Source organism: Bradyrhizobium sp. WSM1417, assembly GCF_000515415.1.
GTDB lineage: Bacteria > Pseudomonadota > Alphaproteobacteria > Rhizobiales > Xanthobacteraceae > Bradyrhizobium.
The window spans coordinates 2,732,949-2,754,888 of the sequence record NZ_KI911783.1; the positions used below are offsets into that span (position 1 = coordinate 2,732,949).

A 21,940-nucleotide genomic window follows, 5' to 3' on the forward strand; every position below is an offset into this window, starting at 1 on the left:
CCGGCGCGGACGGCAGTTTCGGAAGTCCTAGAACCCATTGCAAACGAGCCAACTGCTCAACTGGGCGGCTATACCAAGGGTGTGTGTTTCCATCCCTCATCAGGTTTGGGGGCCGACCTGGTCTTGTGTCCGTCAGACTACCTCGCGGTTACGATGGAGTTTATGTTTGCTGCATTGGTTGTAGCCGCGTCCAGCGGCGCCATGATCTTGATGAATTCGGTCGACGGAGATTCTGCGACCGAAATCACGTCGTGATCACGCATTCTGAACGAATCTGCCTGGAACCAGCCGTCAGGTTTGCTCATATCGAACTTGTAAACGGCAGGTACCTCAATTGTCGGGAATCCAGCTACATTGAGGCCAACGCTTTCCATCAGTCGCCTGGGCTCGAAACGGTAGACGAAAACAGATTTTGAGTTGGCGCGGCTGCCGTCGAGACCGCCAGCCTTGGCCAAGGCTTCAGCCAGTGACATCTCCGCATTTTCGAAGGTAAAGCGACGATTGTTGGTGCCACCAATGGAGCCGGGCGAAGGTGTGGACCCGAAGGCCATGAATACCCGCGGAACGCGGGTCAGGAAAACGACGTCTCCCGGGGATAGCAATACGTCTTCGGAAGGTCGCTGGACCACGCTTGAAACGTACTGCGTGTAAGTTCGGTTTCCCCGCTTGAGAGTGACGGTGACCTCATAGTCCGGAAACTTGGGGCCGCCGGCCTTGGCGATCGCCGCCAGCAAATGCAGTCCACCCGGGTCAATCGGGAAACGCGACGGGGTGTTGACCTCTCCGAGCACGCTGACCTGGTTACCTCGTTGTTCGGCGACAGCCACGACGACTTGCGGCTCGATTGCGCGGTCCTTGAGGCGGTCGCGGATGATATTTGACACCGCGCGCGGATTTTGCCCTGCGACCCTGATTGACCCGGCGTAAGGGATGTTGATGCTTCCCGATTGATCAACCTGCTGTCGCGGAATGTCGACGAAATTGCCGGACCTGACGCCGGCTTCACCGGGAATGAAAAGACCTCCCGCCTGTGCCTCAAATACGGTGACAGTCAGAATGTCGCCCACGCTAATGGGCGCTTCACGATAGTGCCCGCCCGGTACAGAAGCGAAGGAGATGCCTGTCGCATTGGTGATCGCGTTCGACGCTGTGAGGACGACCGGATTGACCGGCATCAGGACATAAGGAAGCGGTGCGGATGGGGCCGTGATGATGGCGGCATTCTCGTGAACGGCAGCGGCATCCGGTGCGTCCATCGGAATGACACCAGCGCAGCCGGTCATCATCACAAGGACAAGGGCCAGCGCCACGACCTGATGAATGCTGATCTCAATCGATGGTCTACTTGTTTCGCTCGCCACTATCACCTCACGCCGTCCGTTTACTGCGCTCGAGCGTAGCAATCATCCTATCGTCGAGTCACTCTCATCGGGTTTTATCGAAAAGAAACGCGCGACTTTGTGGCCTTCCTGCAACTTACTCGTAATCCATTGTCAGCTTTTGTGATCAGAGACTAGGCAACATGTTTGCTTTCTCGCCACAATTGATTTGTGAGCAAAGTTTGCCGCACGAGAGACATCTTTGGGACATGATCGGCATCAGAGTTCGCGCGAGTTGCTGCGCGTACATCATCGAGCGACAGCACGCCTCGAACGCAACCGGGCTCGTTCGAGCTCATCTCCGGGTAGGAACCGTCAGCTCAACGCCGGAAAACTGGTGCGAGGGCAATGAACGATCGAAATGTAATATTCTGGAAGATGAACTGACGGGCATGCCAGAGATGGCGTTGATGCCGATGTTTCGAGAGCAAGTCTGCCTCAATTATCTCCATCGATAAAGATGTCGCAAACCACGAGGACGCGCGGAACGCATCCCGGAGGTCGGCGTTTGATCTCTGGCCGACCTCGCAGGGCAGGGTCGGTTCAAGCTGATGCTGTTAACTCAACGTTGCCCATCCCGCCAAAGGGAGGTGATAGCCGAGTGGAACTCGGGAGGTAGATAAAACTGTATTATTTGGTTTGAGCTGCGCGAAACAGCTCGCATGTCAAAAAGCCCCCTTGGAGCCCGCAAGAGGCTGACGACGGGGGCGTTAATGTCTACTGCAAACTATGGATTTTCAGCTGACTTTTCCGCGGCTCCGAGCCGTGAGGCTGTCGATGGGCTCGCGGCAATCGCTTCGGCGCTTGACCAGGGGTTCGTCGGGGCGGCCAAGTCACGCGGTCAGTTTCTTGATATCTGCGCGATCGCGCTGGGCTGGGCCGTTCTCGTTGCCGTCGTCCTTCACCCTGAATTGCAGCTAGCGGCCATCGGAGTCGGTATCGCACTATTTGCCGTGCGACCGGTGTGGCGACTGGTCCTCGGACCCGCCGAGCAGACCTGTCCGCTCCGGCGTTCGGCGAATCGTTCCGCTCTCCAATACAGCTAGGACGCGCCCGCCCCGCCCGGCAGCTCGCTGTCCGAAGTGGGAAGCTCCAACTCGCCCATCTGGATGGGATAGGAGTGTGAAGTCTTGTCCCACACCAGAGGCCGGCCGGAAACGCGGTGGCTTGTATAGATGCGGACAGCGCGCCATGTGGCAAAGAAATTGACGAAATTCCCGACGATGAGCCGTGGCGCCGACATAAGAGCATGGCGCAGATTGTAAATCATGCCAGTGAAGATCATGCGGTTCAGCAGCCGCCATATGAGGAAGCAGAAGGTCACCCAAAATAGGGTCTTCGCCCAATCTGACGACAGGATGGCGTAAGAAAGCTCGTGATTGGGGTCGAGATACCAGCGGAAAGCTTCGAACAGGATCAAATTCGCCATGGCGAAGTAGGCAAGCATGACCGCAGGACTGGTGATCACACCTTTTCGGTCGCGCGCCAGAAAGTACTTCGTGCCGAACTTGCCCTTCCAGCCGATTTCTTCGGTCCCCTGAAAGACGATCCCCAGCAACCATCGGGCGCGCTGCCGGTACGCTGCTTCCAGCGCGGAGGGAAAGAATTCACGCGTTGCGATCGGAAGGCTCCGGTGGAGGATGCCAGGATTGCCGGTATCGATATCGATGTCGATGGCGTACTTCGCCGGGTAGGCGATGAAGGCGGACTTGAAACCAAGCTCCGAAACGCGAAAGGCGATGTCGTAGTCTTCGGTGAAGGACGTGACGCGGAAGGCTTCGCCCTGGTTCTGGTCGACGAGATGAAGCATCGCTTCGCGGCTGAAGCAGGCGGACACGCCCGCGCAAGGGATGACGCCGGAGATGCGTTGCCGGACCTCGAGGTCCTTGGTGTGCATTTCCGCAAACTCGTCCATGTAGATGCCGCCGATCAATGACAGAACGGGGCGAGAGAACGAATAGACCGGCAGCTGAACGAAATCGTAGAGATCGACGAGTTTGTTGAAGAGCTTCAACTCGAGAGGATGAATGAGATCCTCGGAGTCGTGCATGACGACCCCGGCAAACTGGATCGATTTCTCGGCCTCGAACATGAAGATGTCCGAGACAATCTGGTTCAGGCAGTCTGCCTTGCTGGTCGGACCATCCCGGGGTACCAGGACCATATGAATGTTCGGATAGAGGCTCTGCGCCTTTCGGATCTCATCCTGGGTCGGCGGATCGTTGAGATAGACGCCGACGAAATAGTGAGCTTGTTGATAGCGAAGCAGCCGGGAGTTTGAAGACAGCATGGAAAAAATAACGTCGTGCTCTTTCCAGCATGGGATCATGATCGCGATTGGCCGCTCCGGCAGCTGCTCGAGAAGCTCTACGTCGGGCAAGTCCCTGGTTCTCGTGATGCCGAACAGCCGCCCGGTCCAGTACAGCACATCCACCACGAGATCGTCGAAGCTGGACACAACAATGATGATGCCCGCCACGAGCATCATGATCTCAACCGAATAAAGATACCACGGAAGATAGGCGGTCAGATTGGCCATGAGTCAGGATGCATGCCGAAGAGGAGCAATTGTTGCTGGTTTCTGGTCCTGGCCAGTCACGAAATACCGGTAGAGGACCTCGACGATTCGGCGGCTGGCGTGCCCGTCGCCATACGGAAATACGGAGCGCGCCATCTTCGTATATTTTGCCGGCGTTTTGTTTAGCTCGTGGAGCGACTTGAAGACTGCTTCGCGAGAGGTCCCCACGAGCTCTACAACGCCCGACGCGACTGCCTCCGGACGTTCGGTGACGTCCCTCAGGACCAGGACTGGTTTGGCGAGGGCCGGAGCCTCTTCCTGCAATCCCCCACTATCCGTCACGACGCACCAGGCATTCTGGATGGCCGCGACCATGGCCCGGTAGCTGAGGGGTTCAACGAGATGAATCCTGGGGTGACCAGAGAGAACCTCCATGGCCGCCTCGCGGGCGTTCGGGTTCGGATGGACAGGGAAGTAGACGCCAACATCCGGGGTGAGGTCGACAAAAGCTCTCACTGCCGTGAGAGCATCCCTCAATCTCGTGCCGAAATTTTCTCTGCGGTGCGCAGTCAGCAGTATCATGCGTCTCGCCTGAAACTCCGGCGGGGCAGGCGGCCTGGTGGCGGCGATTTCCAGGAGCGAGTCAATCACCGTATTGCCTGACACGAACACCTTGTCTCTCGGCACGTTCTCATTGATCAGGTTTTGAGCCGCTGCTGAAGTTGGGGCGAAATGTAGCGCTGACGAAACGGCGATTGCGCGCCGATGGAATTCCTCAGGGAAGGGCGCGTCGAGCTCGGGGGTCCGCAATCCGGCTTCAATATGAACGAAGGGTGCCTTTCGGTAAAATGCGGCAACCGAGGCTGCATATGCCGTGGTTGTGTCTCCCTGCGCGATGACACAGTCCGGTTGTTCGCTTTCGAGAATGCGATCCAGTCTGCCGAGAAGTCGACTTGCGGTCTGCGCGGGGCTAAGGGAGGTCCCACGGTGCCGGATTGCAATGTCAGGTATGAGTCCGAATTCGGCCAGTGTCAGATCAAGCAAGTCGCTCTGTTGACCGCTGGTTACGACCCTGACGTCGGCCCATCCTGTGCCGCGCAGGCGCCGGATAACCGGCGCCAGCTTGATGACTTCCGGCCGGGTGCCGATGACGACAAGAAAGGTTCGAACAGGAATAGAACGCGTGAACTCGTCCCGATGCGGGAGATGCATGTCCGAAGCCCCAAAATCGACTCGCCAGTGCGGTCGATGCGCCGCACAAGGCCGAATTATCTGTCGGTATTTAGGGGAACCAGCTTAATCGGAGCCCGCCCTTCATACAAATGATGTTTCGGCAATCATGAAGGGAAAACAAAGCATTGGCAATACAGGGTAAATGTTACCCGAAAAATGAGCAGGCCGGAGGGGAGCAGCTGGTGCCAGACGAGCGGGTTATACGGTTGCCGAATCGCGCCATACACTGGCCTCATACCCGTCGATGACCTGGCTCGTGTGGGTAAATTCCTCGAGCTGACGCAGGGGTTCGATAACTTTTCGGGCGATCAGGACTGTGTTGGGCTCGGCGTGCTTTTGCATATGGCCGGCCACATCGATGACCCTGTCGGAAATGGTCTCCAGTGGGGTCGAGTCGTCGAAATAGACGAGACCGGCGTTGACGCCGCAGCGCACAGAATAATCGGCCTTCGAAATCTTCACGTCCCGGTTGAACCCCTTGAGGCTCTTGATCACGTCCTTGCCGGCCTGGCACGCGTCCTCCACGTGAGCAAAGCAGGCCATGACCCCGTCAGGTGTCCAGGCCGTCTTCAAGACACCGCGGGCCCGGAATATGCGCTCCACCAGCTTTCGGTATTCAGCAAAGTCGTACTGAACCGACGCGGGATCCTCGCCGGTTTTCATCTGGGCAGATCCGACGACATCAACCGCCAGAAACGCAACTTCTCGTCCGAATGAATCGAGTTTTTTCTTCGTTTCAGCGAACACCTTCAAAAGGTCTTGCCGGTTTACCGCGTTATCGCTTTCCGCGACTCTCAGTTTGCTCTCCAGCTGCTTGTCGAGGGCGGAGCCCGGTTTCACACCCTCCTTCTCGCGCCACTCCTGCGCAGAGGCTCTAAGCAGGCGGCGGTTGAACGAGTGCTGGCTCCTTTGAGCCAAAGATCCAACCGTGAAAGTAACGAGGATCGCCAGGCCTATCAGAATCCAGTCAGATCGATCGGCGCCGGCAATGTTCGTCGGTATGTAATGATGAAGGAGCGGTGATGCCTTCTTGAGAATAAGGTCCCGCGCGTCCAGCAATGTTGCCGAGAAACTGGCCCCCTTCGGATTGTCGAAAAGAAGAAAAAGCTTGGGAGCGAGCAGCGTAAGCGCGAGGGCGAATGTCGCAATTCCAAGCAATCGCCGTGCTGTGAAAAGAAAACTCACAACGAACGATTTCCGCGCTTCCCTATAGACCACTTAATCATCTCCAGAGCGACCCAGGCGATGCGGGTCCCGCCGGACTATAGCCCGCGTGCGACAGCGGGCGCAATTGCCGGACAGCATCCATCCGGGATGATGCTTTCGAGACTCGCGCAGCTAGCCTGAGAGTTCAGTGAAGTTGCATTGCATGAGGCGTCACCGTCAATCCGGCGTTTGGCTGGCGAAAGTCGGCCGGGGTGGTCGGTGAAGTCGGCGGTGTGGCACCTTGTCGGCGACTTCAGACCGGGACGCCCGTCACGGATAAGGGCGCTTTCGTATGATGCGCGTCCCTGTGTGATCTCTCAGTTCGATGCACTCGACGTCCGGACAAGTGTGCAATGAGGCACGCCTCCGTGCGGATCACAAGTGTCAGCTTGCTGAAGGCCTTGAATGGCGCCGGCCATTGATCGGGTGACGGCAAGGCGATCGTGCAGTTCGTTTCAAAGCCGACGTGGAAGACTTCTTCCCGATGGTCGATGCGATTGAGGTCCGCAACACCCAGGCTCGGGGACGGCGGTGCTCAAACAGTCCAGCTCACTTGATACCGGGGATTGCGTCGCGGTAGTCGCGAAGGATTTCAATCCCCATATGGAGATCACCTGGGACTATAGGCCTGCTGCTGTAGCTGCTTTACCCGAGCCCTCCATACGGGCCGTGCTCATTTCTGGCTTCGCGGGCACCAGCTTGACGGCTTATGGGCGCAAGTCGAGGCCAGCATTAAGGGCCATCTGATCCGTGATCAAGGTTTGATACTGGGCGGCCTTCGGGCGGCCTTTGCCAGCCTGCAGGCGCGGTATAGCAATTTGGCCCATCAAGGGACGCGGAGGGCCACCCGCTCCTCGGCCGATGCTGGCGGCAAACCGGACATCACAGTGCGAGCCGTTTGATGGCGCCTAGCCGAGACGAAAGACGCGACGGAAAACCTTTTCGGCGAGAAACGAGACGAAAAACCCAACCCAGCCACCAAGCGCTTTTTCCAGTGTGTCGATCAGGCGCGGGTCTCGATCTGGAACGACGAACTGCGCAAACTCGAGTCCAACGATAATCCCCAGGATAGAGATCGCGACCAGCCTTGGGCGATCAGGGACTGAAAGCCGAAAAAGGAAGCCGAGTACGGCGTAAGCGCAGAACCGTTCAAAAGCTGTGATCAGCTCTGTGTCGGTATTGACAAGAGTTGGCCTCGAGGAAAGCCGGGACAGGGTCGCAAAAACAATAAAGGCAAGCCACCCGAGGGTGGCGAGGCGCAACAGGATTCTGGCTGCTCGCATAAGACGTGAAACTCCAACGAAGTCGGGGTGCGATAAGGCAGGCGCACTCTGTTGGCCCCGGCCGCAGCCAGGAGGCTCAGGAGCAGGCCCGTGCTGGTACAGGGGGCAACCTGGCAGTTTGCGTTGCACCCGAAACTGATCGGAGAAGCGAAAGTGGGAAGCACGCGTAAACAGCCCGGCAAGGCTGTATTTGCCTGCATTGTTCGGCCCGGAAGGGGCCGGCGCGCGCAAACCACAAGGCTGGCCGAAGGCTTCTGCTGAACCACCTGAAAAGGTAATTCGCTGTGCTCAATATTGGCCGCGCAGCTTGACATGGACAGGTTCTGACCGATTGTCGAGCGTCCGTGGGGGTTTGGTCGACGCCAGGCTATTGCTTGTCAAGCCACGCGTCGATCCTGGGTTTAAACGCGACAAAGGACAACGAGAAGCAGGCACCAAGCACAAAGCAGATGGATGCTATCGAAATCGCACACTCCTGTTCGCCTGGGTAGACTCATGTGCTGCCAAGCAGGATTGTTTATTCGAATAACAAGGCAGCCAGGTAGCCGATCGGTTGCCATACCAACCAACCAATCGCGGCAAGCCAGACGACAGTAACGACGACCGCACTTGCACTGAATACCAGAGGGAAGAACAGGTCGGAACGTTTGCGGCTCTCAATCGCCACATCACTTTGATCTGCTGTCTTGTCGAACATTGGGGTTTCTTGACCTTCGACTGCGGCTGTGGCCTTGACGTCCGGCTGCTTACTGGATTGTCTGCAATCCAAAGTCGCATCTTTTAGCTCAGCCGCCGCTCGATTCGCTGAAAGCTCTTTCACCAGAGCTATGTGCTTGTGGGGGACGACCGCTCATTCGAGGCTCCGGACGTGCGGCGACCTCGCCCAGCCGCTGTCCACGGACCCTCTGAACAGGTTCTCAACCATCGTGTTTTCCTCCGGCCGTTCGATACGCGTGCAGAACACAGCGTGCCGCTCGATCTGCTGATACAGCTCTTCGGCGCGCTCTCTCGCCTTGTCGATAGCGGGAGGGAAGCCCAATCTGTCATGGGTGAGCGCTTCATGGTCCGAGGGTCTTTGAATGACATCCGCGCGCTCCAGCAAAAGGTGGGCCGCCAGACCTGGGGGCGTTGCTGGCGGCCCATGCCGGACAGTTCAAATCGTGGTCTTCGGGGATCGACCTGGGGGCAAGACCATCCGCGACCGGCGCGACAAGCATTAGCCGGGTGCGCCCCTGGTCTCAAGGACAGGTTCGGATTAACCTCACTTCTCAAGGTTAAGGGAGATCCCGTCTCCGTTAGCAACAAGGCAGGACGCTCAAGGCCGTCTCTGCATCAGTGGCGGCGCGCCGCCCGCACGTCGTATCGGCACAAGCCCTCCGGCAAGCAACGCGCCGAGACCAGTTGCGATGGCCAGGTTGAGCTCGATCATTGTTTGCAATCCCCATCTCTGTCGGCAGTATTCTCGATACCTTGCCAGCCGGTGCCGTTCCCAAGTACGTGATCGGGCTTGCGGAACGAAACCGCCGATACTGGCCTATCCCTGCAACAGCTGTCCGGAGGGCAAGATGTCCCGCTTCACCACCTGGGTCATTGCCGTAATGTTGGTCTCTACACCTGCGCTGGCGCAGGTCGATCTGCGACAACCAAACGGGCCCGTTGACTTGCGTGTCGATGGACGTCCGAACAAGCGCGAGGGCTTGCCGCCGAGCGCCGCCGATAAAGGTAACAGCAGTCGTCAGAACTCGATTTACCAGAGCGATTGCGCCGAAGTGGATCAGCTCAATCCAAATGCTCGGCCGCGCTATCAGGATAGAGTGCGCCGAGCCTGCGACCAATGAAAAGAAAGACCGCCCGAGGCGCTCTCTGTAGTTGTTGATGAGCAATTGAGATCAGGCAACAAGCGGGCCTGCTTGCGACGATGTCAGGCTGGAAAGCGTACACCATGAAAGCCGGAGAGCATCATCGACGAGGTTGATGGTTCAGGCACAATCAATGTGCCTGACGTATAGCTCGTCACTCCGGCGTATGGATCGTCAGTTGCCGGCAGATTTCCGCAAAACTGAAGCTGGATGCTGAGTTGGAAAGTAATCGCCTGCGAAGTTACCGAAGCCGACCAACTTGACCCCGTGATTGGTGCCGCTGTTCTTGAACAGGGTAGGAGGAAAGGTCCGAAGACGTAGTGATCACCGGACGGGCTCAAGATACCTCTCACCAAGCCAGGCGTCGGGTTGAAGTTTGTCGCCAAGCTAAATTCAATCCGGTCCGGAGTGTGCCCTGCTCCAGTTGTCGCGTCGAAGTGGGCTCGTGATTCTACCGAAGGGTCCTTTGAGAGTGCTTGAGAACCCGACGCCTGAGAACGCAATTTACAACCGCACTCTCTGACAGGTCCTTTTCATGGGACCCCTGGTCGGTTCTTCAGCCCGATTTCGCTATCGACATCCCGATTGCCCCGGCGAGGATCGAAACGCATCCAGCCAGGATCAGCCAATGACCGGTCTGCAGTTCTGCGAAGTAGCTCATAAATGCGCCCACGAAGACAAAAGACCATTCGGCTCTATGGTTGCGGGCGAGTCAATCCGGCACGGAAGCAATGACTGCCACTCCGTGCTGCTTGATTTCTCAGTTGGTTGCACTGCGATCATCGAATCGGCCAGGGTCTCGCCTGGCAGTGGTGCCCGCGTCGGAGGGATTCGCGTTGCTGGTCATGGTGGCACCGGTGCGAGGCATTCACGATCCTTCTCATGTTTGCGCAATGCTGGTTCATTCTCCGGCACGGCCCGGTAACTCTGTTCCATGGCTTCCAGGCTCCGGGCGGCCAAAACAGAAGTTGACCCTTTTGGGGACGGATCCATGCGCATGTCGTTTGGAAGCCGACCCACAGGGCTTCTCGGCTCATATTTGGTGCCGAGCGTAAGTCAGACTGTGGGGAACCTGGTTGAGCAGGCACGGGCGCTCAATCCAGGCATGCCGCCGGGCGCTCAGGAAGACCGGGCGGCGGTTATGACCAATCCATCCGACAAGGCCCTCGTCCAACCTGACGGCGAATCCTTCAAAGAGGTGGCGCCCCTAACGGGGCAGGAGCAGGACGATGACGCCGGAGTGAAGGTGCAGGAACGTGCTGGCGCACAACAGCCAGTGCAGCGTCGCCCTGCCTTAACCATGCTTCGGGGCAGAGAGCCGGCGCCTAAATTCATGTTGCTCCGCACAGACAACGAGCCTAAGCTTAAAATTGCTAACAAAAAGTTATTGGGACGTTTGTCAAAAGCCGATTTTTGTGGTTCATCTCCCCGATTAATTTGCCGTTAGAATTTGGTGAAGTTTGATGTCGATTGGTTCGGATATTCGCGAGAAAGAAGCGCGTCAGGTCGACCAGGCGCATGTCCAAAAAGGAACAATCTGGTCGTCGGACTTTATTCCCTACGCATTGTCTACCTCGGACGCGCTCGTCATCATTCTGGCGAGCATTGGTGGTGGAATAGTCTACCATCTTGCAGCGGGCAGCCCCGTACCGAGCCTGCTGCCGTGCTGTGCGGTCGGCCTCATGGCTGCATTCATCTATATCCTGCGTATGAGCGGGATCGGCTATTATGACCTGCCCGACAGCGCCAAGCCGGGGGTCGAGATCACGGAAATCCTCGTTTGCTGGTTCAGCACCGGAATCCTGCTGGCGTTCTTTGCCTTCATCCTGAAAATCGGCGGAGATTATTCGCGCGGCACCTTCTTCGCTTTTTATCTGGTGACTCCGATCGGTCTCCTGGCTGTCCGCAAGGCGACCAAGACCAATTTGGCGTCGGCTGTTGCGAAGGGGGGAATCAGACGCAGGGATGCAGTCCTTGTCGGGGATCAGAGAGAGCTTCTTGCCCTTGCCCCGAGAGATCGCCTCGCGCTGTTCGGGGCAACGGACGTCAAAGAGTTCTTGTTGAGCAGCGAGCCCGATTGCGAGAAGCGGCTGGCTGCCGACGAAGGCGTTTTTGGCCAGGTCGGGGCCTTTGTTCGTCGCAACAACTGCCGGGAGGTGCTTCTGGTGCTCCCCTGGAACGATGACGCGCGAATTGAATTTGCGCGGGAGAAAGTCAAGAACTTACCGGTTTCCTCGCGGTTGCTGCCGGATTTGCACGTTCGATCGCTGTCCAATTTCGTGTCGTCGGCGCGTCAACGGGTGCTCGCCGTCGAAATCCAGCGTGCGCCGCTGAGCGCGGTCGAGCGGGTCGTCAAGCGTGCGATGGACATCCTGGTTGCTGGACCGGCTCTGGCTGCACTGCTTCCGATTTTTGTTCTCACGGCGATTGCCATCAAACTGGACAGTGAAGGGCCGGTCATTTTCCGTCAGCGTCGAAAAGGCTTCAACGGCAAAGAATTCGTAATGCTGAAATTCCGCACTATGAAAGTGCAGGAGGATGGTCCAGTCGTGGTTCAGGCCAGTCGGGAGGATCCGCGGGTGACGCCGATCGGGCGCTTCCTGCGGGCCGCCAGCATCGACGAACTCCCGCAATTGCTCAACGTTCTTACGGGTGAGATGTCTCTGATCGGTCCCAGACCTCATGCGCTTGCCCATGACAGCTATTTCGAGAGAATCCTCGAAGACTATGCCTTCCGGCATCATGTCAAGCCAGGGCTGACGGGGTGGGCGCAGTGCAATGGCTCCCGGGGCGCCACGCCCACCGTGGAGGCCATCGCCGAGCGCGTAAAACTCGATCTTTGGTACGTCAACAACTGGAGCCTTTGGCTCGATGTCCAGATCCTGATCAAGACCTTTTTCGAGGTTGCCCGAAAGCGGAATGCCTATTAGCGCGAGAATTGCGTGCGGATCGCAACTGCAGGATTGCTTTCCCGCGGTGACATCAATTCGCCAATAAATTATTCTTAGCTTCTTTCTTTCAATGGCTTGCACTTATTCCATGCCGCGAAGTACCAACTTTGCGGGGACGGAAATAAATCACACTTGGAAAAATGTGAAAAAATGGAACATCATTCAACATATCGAATCATGATGTGCCGAGTTCACGCAGCGGAAGCTGCTACGCTACGACGGACGGATGAAGAAGCCCAATCTGGAAAGCATGTCGCTGGATGAGCTCTGGCAGCTACACGAGGAGCTCAATGAGCTCTTGTCGGTACGGCTGAACGCCGAGAAGCGAGCTCTTGAGAAGCGGTTGGCGCAGCTTCGTCGTGAGAATGAGGCCGCCAATCCGCCCGTCGCTCCCTCTTCGCGCGAACGACGGCCTTATCCTCAGGTTCACCCCAAGTATCGCAATCTGAGTGCTCCCTACGAGACATGGTCGGGTCGGGGAAAGCAGCCGAAATGGCTCACGGCCGCACTACGGGCCGGCCGCTCGATCGACGACTTCCTGATCTCAGGCCGCCGCTAATTCGGATCTGGAATTGATCGCGCCGTTGCAGCGCTCCATTCAGCAAGGAGGAGGCCCCAGGTGAAACTCGTTATGGCCCTGATCATCGGCCTTGCCTTGCCTCAGCTCGCGCAGGCATCGACGGAAGATTTCAGCCGCGCGAAGCTCCGGCTCGCCGATGCGGCAAGTGAAGCTTGCACGGCCAATTGCGACAATCAGAACGCAGCATGCAAGCGGGTCTGTCCGACCACCCTCGGCGCTCCATGCTTCGCGTCCTGTGACAGCCAGGCGCAGGTCTGTCGCCAGAGTTGCCAACCCAGGTAAGATCTACCGGGACCCCTGCTCGGTTATTCGGAGCTACGGCAGTCTCGAAGCCAATCTGACCGTGCACTTTTGCGCCTCGTCAGAAAGCTTCTGTGCAGCCCTGCCGTCCCGAGAGGACCGGCTTGAGGCAGGATCAGTCTGGTTCATTCCCCGCACGCTGAAACCCGCCGCCCGGGATCCCGGGCCGGAACGGCTTTTACGTTGGATTAACCATGATGATTTACCAGTTGTTTACGCTCGAATTCCCGCGCGTGCGCCTTTTTATGTTCGGAGCTTGCTTTGCCGATGTCTCGTGGCCACCTCACGGGTTCTGTGGTTTGCCTGCTCGCAAGCCTCGTCGCCGGCTGTGGCGCCCCGGGAATCGTCAGTCCGACCCTGAACGTTCAGCCCAGGTTATCAGGCCAGCCGGTATCCTTCGAGGCGAACGCCCAGGACCTGATGCCGACGGGTGCCATCGCGCTGCCGTCACCATCATCCAGGGCAGTCGCCACCGTTGAGGGTGGCGACGGCCGGATGATCGGCTCGGCAGCGGCCAAGTCAAGCTCGGTGGCTGCCAATGGCAATGTCGTCCTCAATCTGGCCAACGTTCCCCTACAGCAGGCAGCCAAGACGGTTTTGGGAGATCTCCTCGGCGTCAACTATGTAGTCGACCCCCGGGTCGACGGGGTTGTTTCGGTCCAGACCAGCAACCCGGTCTCCAAAGCGGATGCCCTCGAGATTTTCCAGACGGCCATCGCTCCGATCGGCGCAGTGCTGGTACAGAACCGTGGCATTTACCGGATCGCTCCGGCCGACCAGTCTGCGACCGGGGCTGTAAGCACTGTCCGCGACGCTACCAACAGTGCGGTTACCGGCAGTGGCGTTCGCATCGTCCAGCTGAAATACGTCGCAGCCACGGAAGTGGCGCGCGTGCTCGAACCGATGGTGCCAAAGGGAGCTATCGTGCAGGCCGACGATGGACGCAACATCATCGCGCTGAAGGGCTCACAGGCCGAAATCGACAGCATGCTCGACTCGGTTTCGATCTTTGACGTTGATGTGATGAAGGGCATGTCATTCGCAGTCGTACCTGTCAGGGCAGCTCAGCCTGAAAGGATGGTCGACGAGCTGAAAGCGGTATTTGCCTCGGACAAGGAGGGTCCCCTGAAGGGGAGGGTGCGGTTCATCGCCAATACAAGGCTCGGTGCAATCCTCGTCGTTACCTCCAATCCAGGATATATCCCGCGCGCGCAATCCTGGATCAGGCGACTTGACGCCCGCGCCAGCGGCACAGAACCGCAACTTCACGTCTATCAAGTCCAGAACCGGACAGCCGGTGAACTCGCCGGAATCCTTCAGTCCATGTTCTCGCAAGAGATGAAGGTCGTGCGCCCGACAAGCCGCAACGTCGCGCCGAAATCGAAGCAGATCTCCTTCGGAAGCGATGCGAGCAAATCCTCGGCGACCGGCATCGGCGCTTCGGACCTCACCATGCAAGCAGGTTTGGGGAAAGCGGCAGACACGATGGTGGCATCGCGCTCTTCAAACGGCGATCCCGACGGAGCGTTGGCTGACATGGTGGACAACAACACGGCATCCAGCACGGGCGCTGAGCCAGTGATGAAGATTGTTGCTGACGACACCAAGAATTCGCTGCTGATCATGGCCAATGAGCGCGACTACCAGCGTGTGCTGCGCGTCGTGCAGGGTCTTGACGTGGTGGCGAGCCAGGTCTTGATCGAGGCTGTGATCGCGGAGGTGACCCTTAATGATGATCTTCAGTTTGGGCTGCAGTGGCAATTTGCGAAGAATGGAACTCCGACCGCAACATTCTCCAATGCTCTTACCGGCGGCGTGGCAGCCGCGTTCCCCGGTTTCAACTATGCCATCAACACTGCGAACATAGCGGCGACCCTGAGCGCGCTGAACGCCCTGACTCATGTCAATATCATCTCCACACCGTCTCTGATGGTGCTCGACAACAAGACGGCGCGTCTTCAGATCGGCGATCAGGTTCCGATCACGACGCAGACTGCGACGAGCACGGTTACCGCCCAGACGGCAATCGTGAACTCCATCACGATGCAAGATACGGGCGTGATTCTCTCAGTGACCCCGCGCATCAATGAGAGCGGGCGGGTACAGCTCGATATCGAGCAGGAAGTCAGTAGTGTCGTCAGGACAACGACGTCGAATATCAATTCTCCCACCATTCAGCAGCGACGGGTCAAGACGACGGTTGTCGTGAGCGACGGTGAGGTCCTGGCGCTGGGCGGCATGATCCAGGACAGCGCCAGCAAAAGCAGCAACCAGTTGCCGATCCTGGGAGACATTCCGGGGGTTGGTGCGTTGTTTGCAAACAAGAAGGACGCGGTTGCGAAAACCGAGCTCGTCATCTTGATCACGCCGAAGGTTGTTCGCGACGGGACCGAAAGCCGGCTGGTCACCGAAGAATATCGCCGCAAGATGAATGTCTATATGCCGCACGCCACAACGCGCCAGCGGGCGCCCCTCAATACCGCGCAGCGCCTGGTGACGCCGTGATACGAGGCGCTCGGCTGGTCTCCCGGTTGGTTAGCGTTTGCGCATTGCCGTATCTATTGGCCGGTTGCTTGACCAGCCAGCCTTACGTGATTGATCCGCCGCCACCCTATATGCTGTTGCCCGTCGATGAATCCATGTCCTGCAACGCGATCGCGGGCTCGTTCCGCTTCTCGGTCAAGCGCGCTGCTCGCCTCGAATACTGGCTCGCGGCAGGATCGCTGGCGGGCTATGATTCCGACCGGTTTCCGCTCGATGCACCAAAGCAGCTGGCTGACGAACGCCGGCGGCTGGATGCTCTGACCGATCTTCAGCGTACGAAAGGATGTACGGTGCTCGAGCCTGGTCCCGCTGTAGCCGAAGAGAGAGAGCGGCTGGAAGAATCGGCGAGAAACTCCAGGTCTCAGGCCGTTCTTCGGTCAAAGGGTTGAACGTCCTGTGTCGGCTTTATAGCTTGAAGCAGGTCTGGGCCGGGCCGCTGTTCGGCAGTTGGCTTGCGGCGGCGCCTGAGATGATGTCGCCACGTCGCCATTCGCGGATGACGTAGGGTTGAGTGGAGGCTCCTCCAAATGACACCAGAGCTTCCCGAATGTACCGTGACCCGTCGATTGCGCGGATGTCGACCCGAACAGTGAAGCTCCCGGGCAGGGTCGGGCGTCTGGCTTCGGTCTGCCCCGGATTGAGGCCCATCAGCAGGCGCAAGGCTGGTGTCATCACCTCTGGCACAGGCTCTACCCGGCCCGATAGAGTAGTTGTGTAGCGGATTGCGGAACGGAGCAATGCGGGCGACATGCCGTCGATCTGATCCAGCTCCAGGATCGTTGAAAAGCCCAAGCGTTTTACGTCGTTCGGCGCGTTCGTTGGTGCGGTCTGATTGCCGGTGAGCGGGGTTTGACTAGCGGTCTCTTTGTGCTGGAGTGACTTCCGGAAATTGACGACGTTCTCGGCAATTCTGTCCCCGAGCGCCTTGTCCTTCGCGACCGCCACGAAAAAACGCTCCAGGGTCGGCAGCCCGGCGGCATTGATGTCGATCTTGCCGACCTCCTCCTCGACGACTATTTCGGCCTGCTCGCCTCCGGGCATTCGGCATTTCTTTGGAAAGCCGGTATCCGGCGTCGGCGAGAGCATGCTTGCGATGGAAAAATTCACGGCACTTTCTGCAGCTGCAGCCGCTGAGAGCACCGAGCCGTCAGCCAGCGCGGTCCTGGCGCGATAACGGGCGCCAACGATCACGGCTGCACCGAGCAGCGTGAGGAGACCAAGACCCCAGATCACCGTAATCAACGCGAAGCCGCGGCGCCCGCAGGAGCCGAAGGGATGGCTGTTCGGGACTTCGCGACGATGCCGCATGCGGCGACATGCAGGCGCAATCGACATGGACCGTCCTTGCAAGGATTGACCTCGTTCGCCGCATCGATTGCGAGTTCGTATATGAAAATGGCAAATAAAGTATGAAAAGCCTTAATTAACAAAATCGTTCTAGCGTGTGGATGGCCGGATGTCAGGATCTCCGAAAACCCATGCTCGCCCATGCACAGACATTGATATGCGAGGAGTCGCCGACGACGGGTTTGGTCAATGTTCCCAAGCCGAAGGAGGACGGCTTCGCCGATGCGTTCTCAGCGCTTCTGGTGCGCGAAGGCCTTGTCGATGCAGGAGCGATTGCCCGGGCGAGGCGCGCTTCGGAAGCCGCTTCCGAGCGCCTGGATATCGTCATGGTGAAGCTCGGCCTGCTTTCGGAGGCTGATCTCTGTGGTGCATATGCTGCTTATTGCGGGCTCGAGGTCGTGCGATCGTCCGATGTCCCGGCGCAACCGGTGCTCGCAGATCGCCTGAAGCTCCCTTTCCTGAAGACCAGTCGCACATTGCCGATATCGACTTCCAACGGGGCTCTGCTGTTAGCAACTGTCGATCCGTTCGACGAGGAGGCGCACAGAGCGATCGGCTACATGCTTGGCCGGAAGGTGGATCTCGCTGTCATTGCTCCTGCGGACATTGAGCGCGCATTTCGCAAGCTCTACCAGGATACTGGTGCGCAAGCATCCGGCGACGATCAGGGCATTGTCGCGCCCGGCGTAGCGGATGGAAACGAGATTGACGTCGAACGCTTGCGTGACATCGCCAATGAAGCGCCGATCATCCGTCTGGTGAACCAGATCATCGCAGGTGCAGTCGAGCGTGGAGCGTCCGACGTCCACATCGAGCCGGGACGGGACACAGTTCTGGTTCGAATCAGGCTTGATGGATTTCTACAACAAGAGCGCGTTGTGCCATCGACGCTCAAGGCTGCACTGACGACACGCATCAAGATCATGGCAAGGCTGGACATAGCCGAGCGTCGATTGCCCCAGGATGGGCGTATCAAGACCGCAGTCCGCGGAACCGAGATTGACGTGCGCGTCTCGACGCTGCCGACGGCGTTCGGCGAGAGCCTTGTCCTCAGAATTCTCGACCGGACCAGGGTCGAACTGGATTTTTCCAAGCTCGGTCTCGATCAAGACATTCAGGCGGGGCTTCATCGTCTCATGTCGCTGCCAAGCGGCATCATTCTGGTCACGGGCCCGACAGGAAGTGGCAAGACGACAACGCTATACACTGCGTTGAACGAGCTAAATCGCCCGGAATCGAAGCTCTTTACTGTTGAAGATCCGATTGAATATCAACTCGCTGGCGTCAATCAGATCCAGGTCCAGCCACAGATCGGGCTGGATTTCCCCGCCGCCCTTCGCTCGATCCTGCGCCAGGATCCGGACATCATCATGATCGGTGAAATCCGTGATCTGGAGACCGCCCGCATAGCCGTTCAGGCGTCGCTGACCGGTCATCTTGTATTTTCCACGCTCCACACCAACAGTGCCATCGCCGCGATCACCCGCCTGATGGACATTGGCATTGAACGTTATCTGCTCGCCTCGACGCTCACCGGTGTGATGGCTCAGCGTCTGGTACGCAGGTTATGCCCGCACTGCGCGTGTCCAGCCGCCTATCGCGCCGAGGTTACGTCGCGCCTGAAATGGCCAGTTCCGGAAGGTCTTGCAATTGACTGGTCGGGTGCACGTGAGGCCGTCGGTTGCGACGCCTGTCACGGCACCGGTTATCTCGGGCGAACGAGCGTTGCCGAGCTTCTGGTTATTGATGACGATGTGCGGGAAGCGGTTGGCAGACGCAATAACGATCGACGGACCATGATCTCTCTCGCACGACGTGCGGGTTTTCACACGCTCTACGAGGCCGGCCTCATCAAAGTCTCTCTCGGTGAGACGACGATTGAGGAAGTGCTCAGGGTCTCGCGATCGAGTTAGGGAGCATCGCGTGTCCACTTTCCAGTATCGTGCTTATACCAGGCAAGGCGTCGTTACCTCGGGCACGATCGTCGCCGAAGAGCTGGATGCGGCGGTCGAGGCGCTCTACAGCGCCGGCCTCACGCCAGTGGAGACAGTGCTTCGTGCGGACAGCCGTTCACATTCGACTACCTCTCTGATTGAACCCGGAAATGCTGGTTTGCTTGGGCGGGGCTCCAGGCGCGTCGGACTGAAGGAGCTGTCTGCATTTACCACTGAGCTTGCGTCCCTCGTGAGTTCCGGCATTCCGGTCGATGCTTCATTTCGAGTGCTCGCCGGCCCTGGCGCATCACCGAGGCGGATTGCCCTCGCGAACGGATTACTGAAGGATATCCTGGCCGGCCTGCAGCTGTCTGAGGCCATGGCGCGGAGGCCAGAGGTTTTCCCGCCTGACTACATTGCAATCCTGGCAGGCGGAGAGGCCGGAGGACAGACGGCACAGGCGCTCATGCTGATTGCAGAAATGCTGGCTCGGCGGGTTGAGATCAGAAACAAAATCCGCGGATCTCTGGTCTATCCTGCAATTCTGTTGCTGATGTCGCTGATGTCGATTGCCGTGATCATCTTCGTGCTCATTCCGAATCTCACGCCGATTTTCTCTGACTCAGGTCTGCCCCTGCCCGGCATTCTGGCAGTCCTTGCCGATCTGCCGGATAGTTGGGCCCGGCTTCTGCTTTGGTGCGTACTGGCGGCGATCGCTGGTTGGATCGCCTGTCGCAGGATAGTCAGTGACGAACAGACGATGAAGAGGCTCGATCATCTCAAATGTCGCCTCCCTGTCGTTGGATCTCTCATCCAGCGACGTGAGGCGAGCCAGTTCGCTCGCTCGGCGGGCAGCCTCGTGGAAGCCCGGGTACCACTCATGGCCGCGCTGCAAACGGCACGCTCATTGGTGAACAATCGATATCTGAGCGCCCGTTACAGCGAGGCAATCAGTCAGGTGCCCGAGGGCAAGGCGCTGAGTCAGGTGCTCGGTGGATCGGGGTTGATTCCTCCAGCAATGATACGCCTTATCGCAGTGGGCGAGGAGACCGGCCAGCTTGCAAAAATGCTCGTCCGCGTCGCTTCCAGCCTGGAAAGTGAAGTTCAGGGCAAGATCGAGCAACTTGTCGGACTTCTGACTCCGCTACTTACCGTCGGGATCGGGGGACTGGTGGGAGCCCTGATCCTGCAGGTGATGAGCGCAGTTCTGTCCATCAACAATCTGGCGTATCAATGAAAAGGATCGCTTCCGGTTCTGGCGGTTTCTCGCTGATAGAGACACTCGTTGTGCTTTCGATCATAGCGCTTGTCTCGGCCTCTGTCATGGCAGCGAAGCCAAGAACAGCGGCTGCGCGGATTAACGCCGAAGCTCGCTCGATTGCAGCGAGTCTCCAGCTGGCCCGCAGCAGGGCCCGGGCTCGCAACGCTGAAATTGTCGTTGGCGTCGATACGCAGAACGGCCGCTTCGGAGCCATCGACGCGATGCGCCAGTTGCCTGCGGGTATGGAGCTGGCCCTGACCGTCGCTGTGACTGAACGACATGGTGCAGTCGGGGGCGTACGATTCTATCCAGATGGCCGTTCGAGCGGTGGAGAGATCCTGCTCACTTATCGGGGGCGGAGGGAGCGCGTCGTCGTCAACTGGTTCACCGGCGACTCGAGAATCGAGTGATGTCCGCTCGCACTTCTACATACAGTTCGCCCACTCATGGCAGGCGCCTCGCAGCCCAACGCGGCTTCACCCTGATAGAAGTGCTGATCGCCTTCGTTGTGCTTGCCGTTGGCCTCGGCACTCTGGTGGTTGGAATCACGACGGCTTTGCGGGCTGATGCCAAAGTGCATAACAAGCAGGTCCTTGATCAGATCGCTGAATCCAGGCTTGAGATGGTTGGCCGCGCCGCCCCCTTCAGGAGCGGTCGTCGCGAGGGGCGGATCGGGCGATACCGCTGGCGCGAGATCGTGACGCCCGTTCAGCCCGCTAAACTCCGAACGCCGGATGGAGCCGCTCCAGCGGGAACCCTGTTGATGATGTTATGGGTTGAGATTGTCGTCCAGGATGAGGCAGGAGCAGAAGTCAGGCTGGCCGCTCTCAAGCTTGCCCCAGGACAGAAGCAATGACCCGACTTCGGCTTAAAAGGCTTCGCAGATCCTGTCAGCACGAGTCCCAGCGCGGGCTTACCTTGATCGAGCTTCTGGTGTCGCTGGCGATCCTGACGATCCTCTCCGGCTTTATCGTCGGAGGATTGTCTATGGCTGTTCGTGCCTTTGATGCAGACCGACGCAATAGTATCGAAGCGGCGACCAATGCGGCGCGAGAGAGCCTCCGCAGCCTGATCGCTTCGGCCATGCCTGCGCCCGGTGCGAAGCAGGCCGGCAGCTTGCTGTTTGATGGACAACAAGAAGAATTGCGCCTCGTCGTTCTGAGCGAGGGGCGCACCTTGCAAGGGGGCTTGCAGGACGTCCGCATTCGTCGCCGTAACGATGAACTGATTGTCGAGGTATTCGGATTGTTGAAAGAAAGCGAGGCTCGCAAGTCGCCGGTTTCCTCGACGACCATCGTCACGGGCTTGCGCGACATACGTTTTCGCTATTTCGGAGTCGCTGGCAGGGAAGGCGATGCTGTGTGGCGCGACGACTGGATCAAGGCCGCGCGGTTGCCTGCGCTGGTCGAAATAAGCGTGAATTTCAGGGACACGGGACGCAACGGTCCCGCGATGATCGTGGCGCTTCGCAACGAAGGGATGCCGGGCGGCTCGTAACCCACGCCCGCGTTACGCCTCGTAAACAATTGGTAAATATACTCGACA

At 58.4% G+C, this 21,940-nt stretch carries 18 protein-coding genes; 11 read left to right on the forward strand and 7 right to left on the reverse strand.

Annotated features, from left to right (window positions below; all coding sequences use genetic code 11):
* Positions 1-137: 137 nt before the first annotated feature.
* From BRA1417_RS0113145 to BRA1417_RS0113180, 6 genes are all read right to left on the reverse strand, one after another.
* Positions 138-1,361, reverse strand: a complete 1,224-nt coding sequence (locus tag BRA1417_RS0113145; RefSeq protein WP_035969317.1) for a polysaccharide biosynthesis/export family protein — start codon at positions 1,359-1,361, stop codon at positions 138-140.
* Between the two features lie 1,060 nt (positions 1,362-2,421).
* A complete protein-coding gene (locus BRA1417_RS40285) occupies positions 2,422-3,918 on the reverse strand; it encodes a glycosyl transferase family protein (protein WP_051448326.1) in 1,497 nt (498 codons plus the stop codon).
* A gap of 3 nt (positions 3,919-3,921) precedes the next feature.
* The gene (wecB, locus tag BRA1417_RS40290; RefSeq protein WP_051448327.1) at positions 3,922-5,109 is read right to left on the reverse strand and encodes a non-hydrolyzing UDP-N-acetylglucosamine 2-epimerase; all 1,188 of its coding nucleotides are present in this window, start codon (positions 5,107-5,109) and stop codon (positions 3,922-3,924) included.
* Between the two features lie 219 nt (positions 5,110-5,328).
* Entirely contained in the window at positions 5,329-6,348 is a 1,020-nt protein-coding gene (locus BRA1417_RS40295) for a hypothetical protein (protein WP_156948716.1), read from the reverse strand.
* A gap of 896 nt (positions 6,349-7,244) precedes the next feature.
* A complete protein-coding gene (locus tag BRA1417_RS0113175) occupies positions 7,245-7,619 on the reverse strand; it encodes a hypothetical protein (RefSeq protein WP_027516161.1) in 375 nt (124 codons plus the stop codon).
* Positions 7,620-8,136: 517 nt separating this feature from the next.
* Positions 8,137-8,439 (reverse strand): hypothetical protein, encoded by a 303-nt coding sequence (locus BRA1417_RS0113180; RefSeq protein ID WP_156948717.1) that lies wholly within the window; start codon positions 8,437-8,439, stop codon positions 8,137-8,139.
* Between the two features lie 745 nt (positions 8,440-9,184).
* On the opposite strand from BRA1417_RS0113180, the gene BRA1417_RS43960 reads away from it, so the two are divergent.
* The 6 genes from BRA1417_RS43960 (at position 9,185) to BRA1417_RS0113215 (ending at position 16,242) form a co-directional block, all read left to right on the forward strand.
* A complete protein-coding gene (locus BRA1417_RS43960; protein WP_156948718.1) occupies positions 9,185-9,457 on the forward strand; it encodes a hypothetical protein in 273 nt (90 codons plus the stop codon).
* A 1,012-nt stretch (positions 9,458-10,469) separates the two neighbouring features.
* A complete protein-coding gene (locus BRA1417_RS40300) occupies positions 10,470-10,925 on the forward strand; it encodes a hypothetical protein (protein ID WP_156948719.1) in 456 nt (151 codons plus the stop codon).
* 16 nt (positions 10,926-10,941) lie between these two features.
* Positions 10,942-12,408: an undecaprenyl-phosphate glucose phosphotransferase gene (locus tag BRA1417_RS40305; RefSeq protein WP_084462213.1), complete on the forward strand. Its 1,467-nt coding sequence runs from the start codon at positions 10,942-10,944 to the stop codon at positions 12,406-12,408.
* Positions 12,409-12,655: 247 nt separating this feature from the next.
* Positions 12,656-12,988 carry an H-NS family nucleoid-associated regulatory protein gene (locus BRA1417_RS0113200; protein WP_027516165.1) on the forward strand — a complete coding sequence of 111 codons (333 nt, stop codon included), beginning with the start codon at positions 12,656-12,658 and terminating at the stop codon, positions 12,986-12,988.
* Positions 12,989-13,576: 588 nt separating this feature from the next.
* Entirely contained in the window at positions 13,577-15,814 is a 2,238-nt protein-coding gene (gspD, locus tag BRA1417_RS40315; protein ID WP_084462214.1) for a type II secretion system secretin GspD, read from the forward strand.
* A gap of 68 nt (positions 15,815-15,882) precedes the next feature.
* Positions 15,883-16,242 (forward strand): hypothetical protein, encoded by a 360-nt coding sequence (locus tag BRA1417_RS0113215; protein ID WP_035968497.1) that lies wholly within the window; start codon positions 15,883-15,885, stop codon positions 16,240-16,242.
* Positions 16,243-16,258: 16 nt separating this feature from the next.
* Here BRA1417_RS0113215 and BRA1417_RS0113220 read toward each other — a convergent pair whose 3' ends face one another.
* Positions 16,259-17,188, reverse strand: a complete 930-nt coding sequence (locus BRA1417_RS0113220; protein WP_156948720.1) for a hypothetical protein — start codon at positions 17,186-17,188, stop codon at positions 16,259-16,261.
* Positions 17,189-17,331: 143 nt separating this feature from the next.
* Here BRA1417_RS0113220 and BRA1417_RS40320 point away from each other — a divergent pair, with 143 nt between their 5' ends.
* Genes BRA1417_RS40320 through BRA1417_RS40325 form a run of 5 tightly spaced genes read left to right on the forward strand, consistent with a single transcriptional unit; the run spans position 17,332 to position 21,892 of the window.
* Positions 17,332-19,113 (forward strand): GspE/PulE family protein, encoded by a 1,782-nt coding sequence (locus tag BRA1417_RS40320; RefSeq protein WP_084462215.1) that lies wholly within the window; start codon positions 17,332-17,334, stop codon positions 19,111-19,113.
* 10 nt (positions 19,114-19,123) lie between these two features.
* Complete coding sequence (locus tag BRA1417_RS0113230; protein ID WP_027516168.1) at positions 19,124-20,371, forward strand: type II secretion system F family protein; 1,248 nt, start codon at positions 19,124-19,126, stop codon at positions 20,369-20,371.
* The gene (locus BRA1417_RS0113235) at positions 20,368-20,805 is read left to right on the forward strand and encodes a GspH/FimT family pseudopilin (protein ID WP_027516169.1); all 438 of its coding nucleotides are present in this window, start codon (positions 20,368-20,370) and stop codon (positions 20,803-20,805) included. The genes BRA1417_RS0113230 and BRA1417_RS0113235 overlap by 4 nt, the downstream gene beginning before the upstream one ends.
* The gene (locus BRA1417_RS0113240) at positions 20,805-21,251 is read left to right on the forward strand and encodes a prepilin-type N-terminal cleavage/methylation domain-containing protein (RefSeq protein WP_027516170.1); all 447 of its coding nucleotides are present in this window, start codon (positions 20,805-20,807) and stop codon (positions 21,249-21,251) included. Before BRA1417_RS0113235 ends, BRA1417_RS0113240 begins: the two co-directional genes overlap by 1 nt.
* Positions 21,248-21,892 carry a prepilin-type N-terminal cleavage/methylation domain-containing protein gene (locus BRA1417_RS40325; protein WP_084462217.1) on the forward strand — a complete coding sequence of 215 codons (645 nt, stop codon included), beginning with the start codon at positions 21,248-21,250 and terminating at the stop codon, positions 21,890-21,892. The genes BRA1417_RS0113240 and BRA1417_RS40325 overlap by 4 nt, the downstream gene beginning before the upstream one ends.
* Positions 21,893-21,940 lie beyond the last annotated feature (48 nt).